The 14413-nt window shown below is 70.4% G+C and carries 12 protein-coding genes and 1 tRNA gene; 7 read left to right on the forward strand and 6 right to left on the reverse strand.

Annotated elements, in window-relative coordinates; genetic code table 11:
* Positions 1-11: 11 nt before the first annotated feature.
* The 4 genes from OG607_RS27980 (at position 12) to OG607_RS27995 (ending at position 4770) form a co-directional block, all read left to right on the forward strand.
* Complete coding sequence (locus OG607_RS27980; protein ID WP_405729153.1) at positions 12-659, forward strand: DUF501 domain-containing protein; 648 nt, start codon at positions 12-14, stop codon at positions 657-659.
* Positions 656-1606 carry an exopolyphosphatase gene (locus OG607_RS27985; RefSeq protein ID WP_405729156.1) on the forward strand — a complete coding sequence of 317 codons (951 nt, stop codon included), beginning with the start codon at positions 656-658 and terminating at the stop codon, positions 1604-1606. The genes OG607_RS27980 and OG607_RS27985 overlap by 4 nt, the downstream gene beginning before the upstream one ends.
* Before the next feature lie 310 nt (positions 1607-1916).
* The gene (locus OG607_RS27990) at positions 1917-3299 is read left to right on the forward strand and encodes an NAD(P)/FAD-dependent oxidoreductase (RefSeq protein ID WP_405729159.1); all 1383 of its coding nucleotides are present in this window, start codon (positions 1917-1919) and stop codon (positions 3297-3299) included.
* Between the two features lie 163 nt (positions 3300-3462).
* Positions 3463-4770 carry a class I SAM-dependent methyltransferase gene (locus OG607_RS27995; protein WP_405729162.1) on the forward strand — a complete coding sequence of 436 codons (1308 nt, stop codon included), beginning with the start codon at positions 3463-3465 and terminating at the stop codon, positions 4768-4770.
* Positions 4771-4935: 165 nt separating this feature from the next.
* Here OG607_RS27995 and OG607_RS28000 read toward each other — a convergent pair whose 3' ends face one another.
* Together OG607_RS28000 and OG607_RS28005 are read right to left on the reverse strand one after the other, a co-directional pair.
* Positions 4936-7452: an ABC transporter permease gene (locus OG607_RS28000; RefSeq protein WP_405729165.1), complete on the reverse strand. Its 2517-nt coding sequence runs from the start codon at positions 7450-7452 to the stop codon at positions 4936-4938.
* A 70-nt stretch (positions 7453-7522) separates the two neighbouring features.
* A complete protein-coding gene (locus OG607_RS28005) occupies positions 7523-8263 on the reverse strand; it encodes an ABC transporter ATP-binding protein (protein ID WP_405737101.1) in 741 nt (246 codons plus the stop codon).
* Between the two features lie 566 nt (positions 8264-8829).
* Here OG607_RS28005 and OG607_RS28010 point away from each other — a divergent pair.
* Positions 8830-8913: transfer RNA gene (locus tag OG607_RS28010), tRNA-Leu, on the forward strand.
* A 204-nt stretch (positions 8914-9117) separates the two neighbouring features.
* Positions 9118-9972 (forward strand): Bax inhibitor-1/YccA family protein, encoded by an 855-nt coding sequence (locus OG607_RS28015; protein ID WP_405729168.1) that lies wholly within the window; start codon positions 9118-9120, stop codon positions 9970-9972.
* Positions 9973-10048: 76 nt separating this feature from the next.
* Here OG607_RS28015 and OG607_RS28020 read toward each other — a convergent pair whose 3' ends face one another.
* Positions 10049-11125, reverse strand: a complete 1077-nt coding sequence (locus OG607_RS28020) for a chitinase (RefSeq protein ID WP_405729171.1) — start codon at positions 11123-11125, stop codon at positions 10049-10051.
* A gap of 210 nt (positions 11126-11335) precedes the next feature.
* Positions 11336-11566 carry a DUF4287 domain-containing protein gene (locus OG607_RS28025; protein WP_329317392.1) on the reverse strand — a complete coding sequence of 77 codons (231 nt, stop codon included), beginning with the start codon at positions 11564-11566 and terminating at the stop codon, positions 11336-11338.
* 107 nt (positions 11567-11673) lie between these two features.
* Between OG607_RS28025 and OG607_RS28030 the strand changes: the two genes are divergently transcribed.
* Positions 11674-12045 carry a hypothetical protein gene (locus OG607_RS28030; RefSeq protein WP_405729174.1) on the forward strand — a complete coding sequence of 124 codons (372 nt, stop codon included), beginning with the start codon at positions 11674-11676 and terminating at the stop codon, positions 12043-12045.
* Here OG607_RS28030 and OG607_RS28035 read toward each other — a convergent pair.
* Positions 12009-12797 carry a hypothetical protein gene (locus OG607_RS28035; RefSeq protein ID WP_405729177.1) on the reverse strand — a complete coding sequence of 263 codons (789 nt, stop codon included), beginning with the start codon at positions 12795-12797 and terminating at the stop codon, positions 12009-12011. The genes OG607_RS28030 and OG607_RS28035 overlap by 37 nt on opposite strands.
* 285 nt (positions 12798-13082) lie before the next feature.
* Complete coding sequence (locus tag OG607_RS28040; protein ID WP_405729180.1) at positions 13083-14303, reverse strand: acetyl-CoA C-acetyltransferase; 1221 nt, start codon at positions 14301-14303, stop codon at positions 13083-13085.
* Between the last annotated feature and the right edge of the window lie 110 nt (positions 14304-14413).

Consider the following 14413-nt stretch of genomic DNA (forward strand, 5'->3'; position numbering starts at 1 on the left):
AGACACTCCGCATGGAAACGCCCCCCGCCCCCACCCCGCGCACCCTGCCCACCGAAGCGGACATCGCCGCCTTCAAGGAGCAGCTGGGCCGCCCGCCGCGCGGTCTGCGCGCGATCGCGCACCGCTGCCCGTGCGGCAATCCGGACGTGGTCGAGACCCAGCCCCGCCTGGAGGACGGCACGCCGTTCCCGACCCTGTACTACCTCACGTGCCCCCGCGCGGCCTCCGCGATCGGCACGCTGGAGGCGGACGGGGTCATGAAGGAGATGACGGCCCGCCTCGCCGAGGACCCGGAGCTGGCGGCCGCGTACCAGGCGGCGCACGAGGACTACATCAGCCGCCGCGACGCCATCGAGGTCCTGGAGGGCTTCCCGAGCGCGGGCGGCATGCCGGACCGGGTGAAGTGCCTGCACGTGCTGGTCGGCCACTCGCTCGCGGCCGGCCCCGGGGTGAACCCGCTGGGCGACGAGGCGATCGCGATGCTGCCGCAGTGGTGGCGCAAGGGCCCGTGCGTGCGGCCCTGCGGGCCGCCGGACCCGGCGGAGGGCTGGGAGGTCGAGACCAACGAGGCCGGCACCGGCTGGTTCGCGTTCAAGCCCGTGACGTCTGCGGACGAGCCCGCGGACAAGCCTTCCGACCGCGACGGAGACGCCTCGTGACCCGGGTCGCCGCCATCGACTGCGGTACGAACTCCATCCGCCTGCTCGTCGCCGACGCGGACCCCGCCACCGGCGTGATCAAGGACCTGGACCGCCGGATGATCATCGTCCGGCTCGGCCAGGACGTGGACCGTACGGGCCGGCTCGCGCCGGAGGCGCTGGAGCGGACCTTCGCCGCCTGCCGTGAGTACGCCGCCGTGATCGGGGAACTGGGTGCGGAGCGCGTCCGCTTCGTGGCGACCTCGGCCTCGCGCGACGCCTCGAACCGCGAGGACTTCGTGCGCGGGGTCGTGGACATCCTGGGCGTGGAGCCCGAGGTGATCACGGGTGCGCAGGAGGCGGAGTTCTCCTTCACCGGGGCGACGAAGGAGCTGACGGGCCGGGACGACCTGGCGAAGCCCTACCTCGTCGTGGACATCGGCGGCGGCTCCACGGAGTTCGTGGTCGGCGACGACACGGTCATCGCCGCCCGCTCGGTCGACATCGGCTGCGTGCGCATGACCGAGCGGCACCTCGTCCGCGACGGCCGGGTCGTCGACCCGCCGACACCCGGCGCCGTCGCCGCCATAAAGGCCGACATCGGGGCGGCGCTGGACCTGGCGCAGGAGACGGTCCCGCTCAAGCAGGCCCGTACGCTCGTCGGGCTCGCCGGATCCGTCACGACGGTGGCCGCGATCGCGCTGGGCCTGCGGGAGTACGACTCGGCGGCGATCCACCACTCCCGTATCCCGGTCGGCAGGGTCCGGGAGATCACCGGGCAGTTGCTGTCGGCCACGCACGAGGAGCGCGCAGGGATCCCGGTGCTGCACCCGGGGCGGGTGGATGTCATCGGCGCGGGGGCGCTGGTGCTGCTGGAGATCATGGAGCGGACCGGGGCGGAAGAGGTCGTGGTCAGCGAGCACGACATCCTCGACGGCATCGCCTGGAGCATCGCCGCGCGGGGCTGAGATTTTGTTTGTGAAACTCTTCACATGAAGTTCCGGCCCGGTGGCCCGGTTTTCCAAGGCCGCAGGGTCCGCAGGCCCCCCAAACCCTTTGCGAGCGCGTGTTTCCACCACATTGCGCAACCCCGTACCCAGGGCTCTCGCGCAGGGATCTCCGCACTTCAAAGGGGTCGCTCAACGCCCGCACCCGGCCCCGGGTTCCCCCTCGGCGCTGTGGCCCTGATCACGAAGCGGCGCAGTGTAGCAGAGCGGTCCTGAGAGCTTGTGAAGGGGCTCACGAGCTCCCCTGGGGGGCGTGGTGAATACTCGAATCATGAGCACCACGGAGCGTCCCAGGATCCTCGTAGTAGGCGGTGGGTACGTCGGCCTGTACGCGGCCCGGCGCATCCTCAAGAAGATGCGGTACGGCGAGGCGACCGTCACCGTCGTCGACCCGCGTTCGTACATGACGTACCAGCCCTTCCTCCCCGAGGCCGCGGCCGGCAACATCTCGCCGCGCCACGTCGTGGTGCCGCTGCGCCGCGTACTGCCCAAGGCGGAGGTCCTCACCGGCCGGGTCACCACCATCGACCAGGACCGCAAGGTCGCGGTCGTCGAGCCGCTCGTGGGCGAGTCCTACGAACTGCCGTTCGACTACCTGGTCATCGCGCTCGGCGCGGTCTCCCGCACCTTCCCGATCCCCGGCCTGGCCGAGAACGGCATCGGTCTGAAGGGCGTCGAGGAGGCCATCGGCCTGCGCAACCACGTCCTTGAGCAGCTCGACAAGGCCGAGTCCACGAACGACGAGGACATCCGCCGCAAGGCGCTCACCTTCGTCTTCGTCGGCGGCGGCTTCGCCGGTGCCGAGGCGATCGGCGAGATCGAGGACATGGCCCGGGACGCGGTCAAGTACTACCCGAGCCTCAAGCGCGAGGACATGCGCTTCATCCTCGTCGACGTCGCCGACAAGATCCTCCCCGAGGTCGGCCCGGAGCTCGGCGCCTGGGGCCTTGAGCACCTGCGCGAGCGCGGCATCGAGATCTACCTCAAGACCTCCATGAAGTCCTGCGTCGACAAGCACGTCGTGCTCGACAACGGCCTCGAGGTCGACGCCTCCACCCTGGTCTGGACGGCCGGCGTCAAGCCCAACCCGGCGCTGGCCAGGTTCGGCCTGCCGCTCGGCCCGCGCGGCCACGTGGACACCGCCGCGACCCTCCAGGTCCAGGGCACCGAATACATCTGGTCCGGCGGCGACAACGCCCAGGTCCCCGACCTCGCCTCCGGTCCCGGCGCCTGGTGCCCGCCCAACGCCCAGCACGCGCTGCGCCAGGCCAAGGTCCTCGGCGACAACGTCATCTCCGGCATGCGGGGCTTCCCCCAGACCGAGTACAAGCACGCCAACGCCGGTGCCGTCGCCGGTCTCGGCCTGCACAAGGGCGTCGCCCTGATCCGCTTCGGCAAGATCAAGCTGAAGTTCAAGGGCCGCCTCGCCTGGTACTTCCACCGTGGCTACCACGGCATGGCCGTACCGACCTTCAACCGCAAGATCCGCGTCCTCGCCGACTGGACCCTCGCGATGTTCCTCAAGCGCGAGGTCGTCTCGCTCGGCGCCATGGAGAACCCCCGCGAGGAGTTCTACGAGGCCGCCAAGCCCGCCCCCGCCCCCGCCGCGGCGGCCGCCGCCCCGGCGAAGGCCGAGGAGAAGGCCAAGGCCTGATCCGCGCGGCACCGCAGTAACGCAGTACGTATGCCGAAGGGCGCCCGCCATCCGTGGTGCGGGCGCCCTTCGGCATACGTGCACTTGCGGGATTACCGCCGTAACGTGCACATGTTTACGAACCGAGAGGAACCGTGAACCTGTCCATACGGAGGTGCGCGCAATGACACACGCGGCCGGACGACTGACCGCACTCGCCGAGCAGGCCCTGGGCACTCCCTTCCCCCTGCGCGTGCGCGCGTGGGACGGCAGCGAGGCAGGACCGCCCGACATGCCCGCGCTCGTCGTACGCAACCGCCGGGCGCTGCGCCGCCTGCTCTGGAAGCCGGGCGAGCTGGGCCTGGCCCGCGCCTGGGTGGCCGGCGAGCTGGACGTCGACGGCGACCTGTACGAGGCGCTGGACCGGCTGACCGGGCTCTTCTGGGAGCGCGCGGAGTCGTCCCCCGACGGATCGCCCCGGCTGCGCAACGCCGTACGCGACCCGGCCGCGTACCGCCTCGCCCGGGAGGCCCTCGCCCTCGCCGGCCCGGGGCTGCCGCCCCCGCCCCCGCCGGAGGAGGTCCGGCGGCGCAGCGGCATGCTGCACAGCCCGGTCCGCGACCGGCAGGCCATCAGCCACCACTACGACGTCGGCAACGACTTCTACGAGCTCGTCCTCGGCCCGTCCATGGTCTACTCCTGCGCCTACTTCGAGGACCAGGCGGCTTCCCTGGAGGACGCCCAGACCGCCAAGCTCGACCTCGTCTGCCGCAAGCTCGGCCTCCTGCCCGGCCAGCGGCTGCTGGACGTCGGCTGCGGCTGGGGCTCCCTCGTCCTCCACGCCGCCGAGCACTACGGCGTCCACGCCACCGGCATCACCCTCTCCCGCGAACAGGCCGCGTACGCCCGCAAGCGGGTCGCCGACGCCGGTCTCACCGACCGCATCGACATCCGCGTCCAGGACTACCGCGCCGTCCCCGACGGCCCCTTCCACGCCATCTCCTCCATCGGCATGGCCGAGCACGTCGGCCGCGACCGCTACCGCGAGTACGCGGGTGTCCTGTACCGGCTTCTCGGGCCCGGCGGCCGGCTCCTCAACCACCAGATCGCCCGCCGCCCGGTCGCCGACGAGGAGGCCTACCAGCTCGACGAATTCATCGACCGCTACGTCTTCCCCGACGGCGAGCTCGCTCCCATCGGCTCTACCGTCTCCCGCCTGGAGGAGGCCGGCTTCGAGGTCCGCGACGTCGAGGCCCTGCGCGAGCACTACGGCCTCACCCTGCGGCACTGGGTCGCCAACCTGGAGGCCCGCTGGGCCGACGCCGTCCGCCTCACGAGCCCCGGCCGGGCGCGGGTCTGGCGGCTGTACATGGCGGCTTGCGCGTTGTCTTTCGAGCGGAACCGGATCGGGGTGAACCAGGTCCTTGCCGTACGGGTCGCCTCCGGCGGGGAGTCGGGCATGCCGCGCACGCGTGCGGCTTGGCTGGGGTAGATCCCCCACCCCGCCCCTTCCCGAAACCGGGCTCTGCCCGGACCCGTTGGGGGCTCCGCCCCCAGACCCCCGGTCCTCAATCGCCGGACGGGCTGAAAATTCAGCCCGTCCGGCGATTGAGGACACGCCCGAAGGGCGTTCGGGGTCCAGGGGCGGAGCCCCTGGCTACTCCGCCTTGATGGAGGCGAGCATGTTGAGCCGCGCAGCGCGCCGCGCGGGCCAGAGCGCCGCGAGGACACCGACCAGCGCGGCGATCGCGAGGAAGAGGCCGATCCGGCCCCACGGCAGGACCAGCGCGTACGTGCTGACGCTGCCGGCGATGAGCCGGCCCGCGGCCCAGCCGAAGAAGACGCCGAGGCCGATGCCGAGGAGGGCGCCGAACAGGGAGATGATGAGGGATTCGAGGCGGACGAGGCGCTTGACGGAGGAGCGGTCGAGCCCGATGGCGCGGAGCATGCCGATCTCGTGGGAGCGTTCGAAGACGGACATGGCGAGGGTGTTGATGACGCCGAGCACTGCCACGAGCACGGCCATGGCGAGCAGCCCGTAGAGGATGTTCAGGAGCAGGCCGATGAAGGAGCTGATCTCCCTGGAGACGTCGGCCTTGTCCTGGACCTTGACGGCCGGGTTGTTGCCGAGCGCCTTCTCGATGGCGTCCTTGGTGGCGGCGGTGGCGCCGCCGGAGGTCTTGACGAGGACCCGCATGTCCTCGACCTCGTTCATGTGCGGGGCGAGGACCGCGTTGTCGACCAGGACGCCGCTGATGACCTCGTTGCCCTCGTAGACGCCACCGATCGTGAGGCGGCCCGTCTTGTGGTCCTCGTAGGTCACGGGGACGGTCTGGCCGGTCTTCCAGCCTTCGAGCTTCGCGGTGTCGCTGTCGATGACGACCGTGCTGCCGCCGAGCGCGCCGATGGAGCCGCTGGAGAAGTCGAGGGTGACCAGTCCGCCGATGGCCTTGGCGTCGACTCCGAGCAGGCTCTCGCCGCCGCCCGGGCCGCCGGTCTCCACAAAGGAGTCGCGCAGGCCGCTGGAGGCGGTGACCCGGTCGAGGCCGGCGAGCTTCTTCTCGACATCGGGGGAGAGGTAGGTGCCGTTGGCCATGGTGACCTGGTAGTCGGCCTTGAGGGAGTCGGTGGCCATCTTGTTGATCGCGGACTGCATCGAGGTGGCGACGACGGTCAGGCCGGTGATGAGGGTGAGGCCGATCATCAGGGCGGAGGCGGTCGCGGCCGTGCGCCGGGGGTTGCGTACGGAGTTCTGGCGGGCGAGCTTGCCGGTGATGCCGAAGGGCCGGAGCAGCGGGCCGGCGGCGGCTATCACGGGGCGGGACAGCAGCGGGGTGAGGACGAAGACGCCGATGAGCAGCAGGGCGGCGCCGGCGCCCATCGGGAGGTTGGCGCCGTCCTTCGTGCCGGCGGCGAGGAGGACGAGGGCGGTGCCGGCAGCGGACAGGACGGCGCCGATGGTGTTGCGTACGACCAGGCCCTTGACGGTGGCCGGGGCGTACAGGGCGCCCATGGCGGCGACCGGCGGGATCTTCGCGGCGCGGCGGGCGGGCAGCCAGGCGGCGAGCATGGTGACGCCGACGCCGACGGCGAGGGCCGCGACGACGGTGCCGGGCTGCACGACGAGGGCGCCGTCGGGGAGCGTCGCGCCGGTGGAGGCGAGCAGCGAACGCATGCCGGCGGCGATGCCGATGCCGAGGAGGAAGCCGGCGACGGCGGCGGCCAGGCCGACGAGGAAGGCCTCGGTCAGCACCGAGCGGGTCACCTGGCGGCGGCTGGCGCCGACCGCGCGCAGCAGCGCCAGCTCTTTGGTGCGCTGGGCGACGAGCATGGTGAAGGTGTTGGCGATGATGAAGACGCCGACGAAGAGCGCGATGCCGGCGAAGGCCAGCAGCGTTTTGTTGAAGCCGCTCAGGCCGGACGAGATCTGCTGGGCCTCGTCATCGGCGAGCGTCTTGCCGGTGACCGCCTCGGCGTCCTTCGCGTACGTCGGCAGGATCTTCCCGACCTGGGCCCGAAGCGCGCTCTGGCTGGTCCCGGCGGCGGCCTTGACGTCGATCTCGTCGTACTGGCCGGGCCGGGCGAACAGGGTCTGGGCGGTGGCGGTGTCGAAGAGGGCCAGGCTGCCGCCCGCCGCCACGTTGCCGTCGTCGGTGGTGAAGATCCCGGTGAGCTTCTGCGTCATCACCGGGCCGTCCACGGACATCCGTATGGTGTCCCCGACCTGGTACCCGGCGCGATCGGCGGTCTTGGCGTCGAGGGCCACCTCGGAGGCGGCGGCCGGCGCGCGGCCCTTCGTGACGGGGTACTTGGCGGCCCCGGCGTAGTTCGCGCCCCTGGTGGACCAGCCGTCGCCGATCAGCTTGCCCTTCTTGTCGGCGACGGCGGTGAATCCGGACACCGTGCCGGTCGCGGACGCGGTGCCGGGGAGGTCCTTGACGGCGTCGAGCAGCTTCTGGCTCAGGCGGACGGAGTCGGGCCCCGAGTCGCCGGCCTTGATGGCCACGGAGACGTTCCGGTAGCTGGTGGTCGAGCTCTTCTTGAAGGCGTCGCCGATGGTGTCGGTGAAGACCAGGGTGCCGGAGACGAAGGACACGCCGAGCATCACGGCGAGCACGGTCATCAGCAGTCTGGCCTTGTGCGCGAGCACAGTGCGCAGGGCGGTGCGGAACATGGGGGATCTTTCGCTTGTACGGGCGGCTGTACGGGCGGCCTACGGTCGACGGGGGTGAGCGGGTCGTCCGTCAGCTGGTGCGGCCCTTGGCGTCGAAGCCCGCCATGCGCTCCAGGACGCTCTCGGCGGTGGGGCCGTACAGCTCGTCGACGATCCGGCCGTCGGCGAGGAAGATGACGCGGTCGGCGTAGGAGGCCGCGACCGGGTCGTGGGTGACCATGACGACGGTCTGGCCCAGCTCGCGTACGGAGTTGCGCAGGAAGCCCAGGATCTCCGCGCCGGAGCGGGAGTCGAGGTTGCCGGTCGGCTCGTCGGCGAAGATGATCTCGGGCTTGCTCGCGAGCGCCCGGGCCACCGCGACCCGCTGCTGCTGGCCGCCGGACAGCTGGCTCGGCCGGTGCTTGAGGCGTCCCGAGAGGCCGACGGTCTCCACGATGCGGTCCAGCCACTCCTTGTCGGGCTTACGGCCCGCGATGTCCATCGGCAGGGTGATGTTCTCCGCCGCCGTCAGCGTCGGCAGCAGGTTGAAGGCCTGGAAGATGAAGCCGATCTTGTCCCGGCGCAGCTGCGTGAGCCGCTTGTCCTTCAGTGCGGACAGCTCTGTCCCGCCGATCGTCGCCGACCCCGCCGAGACGGTGTCCAGGCCCGCCATGCAGTGCATCAGCGTGGACTTGCCCGAGCCCGAGGGACCCATGATCGCGGTGAACTCGGCGCTGCGGAACTCGACGGACACCCCGTCGAGCGCGACGACCCTGGTCTCGCCCTCGCCGTAGATCTTGCTCAGATCCGTGGCCCGGGCGGCGGCGGTCATGGTGGATGCGGACGCGGTGGTGGTCACGGCAGGGGTGCTCCTGTCGGGGGACGGTCAGGGGGAGATCGAACTGCTTCCATCCTCCCGGCCCCGGGCGCCCCGCGAATCCGCCGCAGTCCTGGTTCTGGGGGGCTGCCTCAGAGGTACGCGAGCGGCCCGCCGTACTCCTTGGGTATGACCCCGTCCGCCGGACAGAACCTAGGTCCTGTCCGGCGGATCTCCGTGGCGTCGCGTGCCCTGGCACCCGCGCTCGCGGCGTTGTCGTCGGTCAACGACGCTCCGCGTCGCTTCCCTCCTCCGCCTTGCGATCACAGGCGCCAGACCCCGCTCCTTCCCCACGGATATCCGCCGGACAGAACCTGGTCCCCCCTCAGGGGTAAGCGATTTCACGTCATATGCTGCGGGCGCTGTCCGGCCCGCAGACCGCCCCGGGCCTGTGTGTTCCTCTAGCACAACAGTGCCTGACGGTTCGTCACTTACCCATAAAATCAGACAACATGGCGCCGATGCGCCCCTGTTGGGCCCCCCTTCCCGGATAGGCTCGTACTGCGCTCAAGCGCCGCCACGCCCGGATGGTGGAATGCAGACACGGCGAGCTTAAACCTCGCTGCCCCTTTGCGGGCGTGCCGGTTCAAGTCCGGCTCCGGGCACTCCCTCGCCCCGCGGCATCCCGCGGGCGGGCACAGGCCACCTTGATGCCCGCCTACCCGGCCGCCGGGATCGCATTCCTCCTTTCTTCCGACCACGTTCAGCCGAAGATCCTCCCTGCGGACTACACCGTTCCCTTTGCCATGCCATTACTCTTGCGGAGACGCCGTGACGCGCGGCCACAGAGGCCACAAGAGGAGTGAAGGATGAGGAGCAGTAACCCGGTCTTCTCCCGGCGGGGGTTCACCCGCGGGGATGGCGGCTACGCGGGCTTCGGTGGCCAGCAGCAGGCACAGCCCGGCCCACAGGCGGGTGGCAACCCGTACGCCGGTACGAACCCCTACAACACCCAGTCCAGCCCCGAGCAGCTGCAGGAGATGTACCAGGCCCCGCCGGCCGGTCCGCTGCAGACCGGGCGGATGACGATCGACGACGTCGTCATGCGGACCGGGATCACGCTGGGCACGGTGGCGGTCGGCGCGGTGGTCGGCTGGGTCGCGTTGGCGGGCAGTCTCGGGCTCGCGATCGGTGCGGCGCTCGTCGCGTTCGTGCTCGCCATGATCCAGGCGTTCAAGCGTGAGCCGGTGCCGGCGCTGATCCTGGGGTACGCCGCCTTCGAGGGCATCTTCCTCGGGGTGATCAGCGAGGCGTACAACCAGCAGTGGTCGGGCGCTCCGCTGCAGGCCGTGCTGGCCACCATGGCCGTCTCCGGCGGCATGCTCGTGGCGTACCGGACCCGGCTGATCCGGGTGACCTCCCGCTACCAGCGGATCGGCCTGGCGATCGCGATCGGCTTCGTCGGGTTGCTGCTCGTCAACCTGGTGCTGGCGCTCTTCGGGGTCGACCTGGGCCTGCGCAGCGGTCCGCTGGGCATCATCGTCGGGATCGTCGGCGTACTGCTCGGCGCGTTCTTCCTGTCGCTGGACTTCAAGCAGATCGAGGACGGCATCACGTACGGCGCCCCGCAGCGCGAGTCGTGGCTGGCGGCCTTCGGCCTCACGCTCTCCCTGGTGTGGATCTACCTGGAGATGCTGCGGCTGATCTCGATCCTGCGCGACTGACGCGGGCGTAACAGGCACACGGCGGCCCCCGGAGCGAGTCCTTCGCTCCGGGGGCCGCCGCGTGCGCGTGCGGTGCTCAGCGGACGCGGATCCCGTGGGCGAACGGCTGGAACGTGTGGCTGAAGTACCACGTGTCCTGCGCGATGCCGGAGCAGGCGTTGGCGCCGGCGGTGCCGACGCAGCCGCCGTTGTCGCGCTGGAGGGCCCAGAAGGAGAGGGTGTTGATGCCCTTGGCCACGGCCCAGTTCTCCACCGTGACGGCGTCCGCCGTGGTGAAGGTCTCCTCGGGGCCGTAGTCGTCGATGCCGGGCATCTCGGTGACGCCGATCATGCTCCACAGCTTCTTGTCGCTCTTCGACGGGTAGAGCGCCGCCAGCTGGTCGTGCAGGCCGGTGGCGGCCGTCTTGGTGTCGGCGGCCATGTCGTGCGTGGCGCCGTCCCAGTAGTCGAAGGTCATGATGTTGACGACGTCGACCTTGGCGCCGTTGTCGACAGCGTTCTGGAGCAGGGCCACGCCGCTGGCCGCGAGGCCGGTGGTGGTGCTCGGCAGGGTGTACGAGAACTGCACGGAACGGCCGTTGCGGTGGGCCCAGCGCTGGACCTTGGCGATGGCCTTGTTGCGGCGGTCGATGCCGGCGGTGTTGTTGATGGAGTCGACCTCGATGTCGAGGTCGATCCGGCTCACGCCGTAGGTCCTGACGAGGCTCTCGTAGACCTGGGCGATGGCGTCGACGCTGGTGCAGCTGTCGGCGAGCTCGGTGCCGGTGGTGTCGGCCCCGTAACCGCCGAAGGACGGGATGACGTTGCCGCCGCGCGCCTGGATGGCGGCTATGTCCTTGCCGAAGGTGGCCTTGGAGATCGGCTGGGTGGTGTCGCCGTTCCAGTACGCGGTACAGGAACCGGGGGCGTCCGTCTGGAGGAAGGCCAGCGTGAGGTACTTGTTGCCGGAGGCGGCGGCGAGTGCGGCCGGGCTCTCGCCGGTCCATGCCTCGAAGTACGGTGCCACCACGTGTGCGGGCATGGCCTTACCGGCCTGTGAGGGCTTCGGTGCCGCGGCGTTGGCGCCACTGCCTCCGACTGCGACCAGGGCGGTGGATACGGCGGTCACGGCCGCGCCGGTCAGCAGCGCGCGGAAGGCTCCGGATCGTCTCATTGACTTGATGCTCCCTTGGTGGAACAAGCAGTGCAGGGACTACTGGGGAGCACCATGATTGGACTAGACCAATCATCTGTCAAGAGTCTTAACAGTTGGTCGCGCGTGTCGCGGTGTGTGTTGCGGTGCGGCCGCAGACATGACAGGGCCCGGGAAGGCGATGCCTTCCCGGGCCCGGGGCTTTGGTCTGTCAGGTGGGTTCGTGGGGGCTCAGAGGAGGTTGCGGGCGGCGCGCCTCAGGTCGTATTCGTGGACGATCGCCTTGGCGTGGCCGTAGGACAGGGCGTGCTCGCTGCGGAGCCAGCTGACTTTCTCGTCGAAGCGGAGGAAGGCTGGGCCGTCGTCGACGGCGCGGAGCCAGTCACGGATTTCGCGGCCTGTGCAATGTGGGATACGGGAGAGCAGGTTCCGGTGGGTTTCTTCGGAGAAGGTCTGGGACATCGGCGCCTCCGGTATGCGTTCCGGTCACCCCACGGTGCCTGAGACGTCGGGTGTTGGCAACACTCTCGAGCGGTCGGTTGTGTGTACGCACCGGTAGGCTCGCGGGCGTGCTCGACGTGAAGGATCTCCGTAGCGCCGCCGAACGACTCGCCGGGCGCTTCCGCTCAATGCCGCAGAGCCGTCTGCGGCGGGGCGCCGCGGGGGAGGGGCTGGCCCTCGCACGGGAGCTCGCGGCGCAGGCGCAGCGGCTCGAATTCCCCGGTGGTCAGGTCAGGTTGATGCCTGATGAGGGGGTCTTCGCGGTGGGCGACCAGATAGCCGTGGCCGGACATGAGCTGGCCGCCGCGTTGGAGCGGCGGCCGGAGCTGTCGGCGGTGCGGGATGCTGCGCTGGACCGGATCGAAGCGGTGCGGGATCTAGAAGGTTTTACCTTTTCAGCGGGTCAGAGCGAGGCCACCACGCGGTCGGCGAGGATGTAGACGCTCTCCTCGCCGTACGTGAACGTGAGGGCGTACGCGCCCGCGATGGCCGAGCCGCCGAGCAGGACCGGGGTCTCGCCGCGGTCGAGGGCGTCGGACAGCTGGAGGGCCGTCTCGCGGTGGCCGGGGGTCATGCACAGCGTGGTGCCGTCGGCGAAGACGTAGACGTCCAGGGTGCCGAGCGGGCCGGGGCGGACATCGGCCAGCGGTATGCGGGCGTCGGCCAGGTCGGTGAGGCGCTCGGCGGTCTGCTGCTGGTTGGCGACCACCGGCGACGGCACGCTGAACTCCGGGTCGGACGGGTGCCGGAAGGGGATCCCGGGCTCCGGCTCGATGTCGACGTCGACATCGAGGCCGGCCAGGTCGGCCTGGCGGGGCAGGAAGGGCCCGTACGGCGTGTGCGGCAGGACCTCGTAGTCCGAGTGCTCGGCGCCGGGCAGCGGGCCGAGTCCGGCGGAGCCGAAGAGCGGGGCGTCGGCGGCCTCGCGGGCCTCCTGGGCGGCCCAGAAGGCGCGGGCCTCGGCGAGCTCGCGCTCGCGCTCGTCGGCGAGTGCGTCGGCCACAGCGGTACGTATCGCGTCCGAGTCCGAGGTGGTGCGAGCGGCGGGCACGGCGACGGCCGCGGCGGCGCGGGCGGCCAGCAGGTCCTCGCGCAGCGCCATGACGTCACGGCGCAGGCCACGCGCGGTCAGCAGCGCGGCGGACCCTGCGGCCACGGCTGCGGCCGCGACCGTAAGCGGAATGAGGATCATGACGCTCACCTACGTACTCCCGACTGTCTGTTCCGAACTCCCGAGCTTCCGAGCTCCCCGTACGTCACCACTCTGCACCGGGATCCTTGGCCTTTGCAGTGCGGAACGTCACCAAATGGGTGGGTCTTCGGTCCTGCTCCGAATGGGTGACACGCCGCTGACCTGCACAAACGAGCCGCCCCCAGGGTAAGGTCACATCCTGGGGGCGGTTAGATTGCGACTTAGCTCACGGAGGTTAAGTCGGGGTTTGTCGGGAGATTCGTGAGATCCGGGAGATCTGGGGGATCAGGACAGGCGTTCGATGACCATGGCCATGCCCTGGCCGCCGCCGACGCACATCGTCTCCAGGCCGAACTGCTTGTCGTGGAACTGCAGCGAGTTGATCAGCGTGGCCGTGATGCGCGCGCCGGTCATACCGAAGGGGTGACCGACGGCGATCGCACCGCCGTTGACGTTCAGCCGGTCCAGATCGATGCCCAGGTCCCGGTAGGACGGGATGACCTGGGCGGCGAAGGCCTCGTTGATCTCGACCAGGTCGATGTCGGAGACGGACAGCCCGGCGCGCCGCAGCGCCTGCTTCGACGCCTCGACCGGGCCGTAGCCCATGATCTCCGGGGACAGCCCCGACACGCCCGTCGACACGACCCGGGCCAGCGGGGTCAGGCCCAGCTCACGCGCCTTGGTGTCGCTCATGATCACCAGCGCCGCCGCGCCGTCGTTCAGCGGGCAGCAGTTGCCCGCCGTGACCGTGCCGTCGGGGCGGAACACCGGCTTGAGGCCCTGCACGGCCTCCAGGGACACGCCCGCGCGCGGCCCGTCGTCCTTCGACACGACCGTCCCGTCCGGGAGCGTCACCGGGGTGATCTCGCGCTCCCAGAAGCCGTTCTTGATGGCTTCCTCGGCCAGGTTCTGCGACCGCACGCCGAACTCGTCCTGCTCGGCGCGGGTGATGCCCTTCAGGGCGGCCAGGTTCTCGGCGGTCTGACCCATCGCGATGTACGCGTCCGGGAGCAGCCCGTCCTCGCGCGGGTCGTGCCACTCGCCGCCACCGGTCTCCGCGCGGTGCGCGGTGCGGGCCTGCGCGTCGGCGAAGACCGGGTTCATGGTGTCCGGGAGGCCGTCCGAGCTGCCCTTGACGGTGCGCGACACCGTCTCGACGCCGGCCGAGATGAAGACGTCGCCCTCGCCCGCCTTGATCGCGTGCAGCGCCATCCGGGTCGTCTGGAGCGAGCTGCTGCAGTAGCGCGTGATCGTACAGCCGGGCAGGTGGTCCATCCCGAGCTGCACGGCCACGATCCGGCCCAGGTTGTGGCCCATCTCCCCGCCCGGGAGGCCGCAGCCCAGCATCAGGTCGTCGATCTCACGCGGGTCCAGCGACGGGATCTTGTCCAGTGCCGCCTTCACGATCGTGGCGGTGAGGTCGTCCGGGCGCAGGTCCTTCAGCGAACCCTTGAATGCGCGCCCGATCGGCGAACGGGCGGCAGAGACGATCACGGCTTCGGGCATCGCGGGCTCCTCGTCGAGGCGGCGTAAGACTTGCTGGACTCTCTGCGAAGTTACCCGCCCGTAGCGCCGTGCGTCACGCGCTGCGCGCTGTGACACCGACCTCTTTCTGA

The sequence above is a fragment of the Streptomyces sp. NBC_01537 genome, from assembly GCF_045040445.1.
GTDB lineage: Bacteria > Actinomycetota > Actinomycetes > Streptomycetales > Streptomycetaceae > Actinacidiphila.

Coding starts and splice junctions, on each gene's coding strand:
- OG607_RS27980 (WP_405729153.1), top strand. CDS start 12: ATGGAAACGCCCCCCGCCCCCACCCCGCGCACCCTGCCCACCGAAGCG.
- OG607_RS27990 (WP_405729159.1), top strand. CDS start 1,917: ATGAGCACCACGGAGCGTCCCAGGATCCTCGTAGTAGGCGGTGGGTAC.
- OG607_RS27995 (WP_405729162.1), top strand. CDS start 3,463: ATGACACACGCGGCCGGACGACTGACCGCACTCGCCGAGCAGGCCCTG.
- OG607_RS28000 (WP_405729165.1), bottom strand. CDS start 7,452: ATGTTCCGCACCGCCCTGCGCACTGTGCTCGCGCACAAGGCCAGACTG.
- OG607_RS28005 (WP_405737101.1), bottom strand. CDS start 8,263: ATGACCGCCGCCGCCCGGGCCACGGATCTGAGCAAGATCTACGGCGAG.
- OG607_RS28015 (WP_405729168.1), top strand. CDS start 9,118: ATGAGGAGCAGTAACCCGGTCTTCTCCCGGCGGGGGTTCACCCGCGGG.
- OG607_RS28020 (WP_405729171.1), bottom strand. CDS start 11,125: ATGAGACGATCCGGAGCCTTCCGCGCGCTGCTGACCGGCGCGGCCGTG.
- OG607_RS28025 (WP_329317392.1), bottom strand. CDS start 11,566: ATGTCCCAGACCTTCTCCGAAGAAACCCACCGGAACCTGCTCTCCCGT.
- OG607_RS28035 (WP_405729177.1), bottom strand. CDS start 12,797: ATGATCCTCATTCCGCTTACGGTCGCGGCCGCAGCCGTGGCCGCAGGG.
- OG607_RS28040 (WP_405729180.1), bottom strand. CDS start 14,303: ATGCCCGAAGCCGTGATCGTCTCTGCCGCCCGTTCGCCGATCGGGCGC.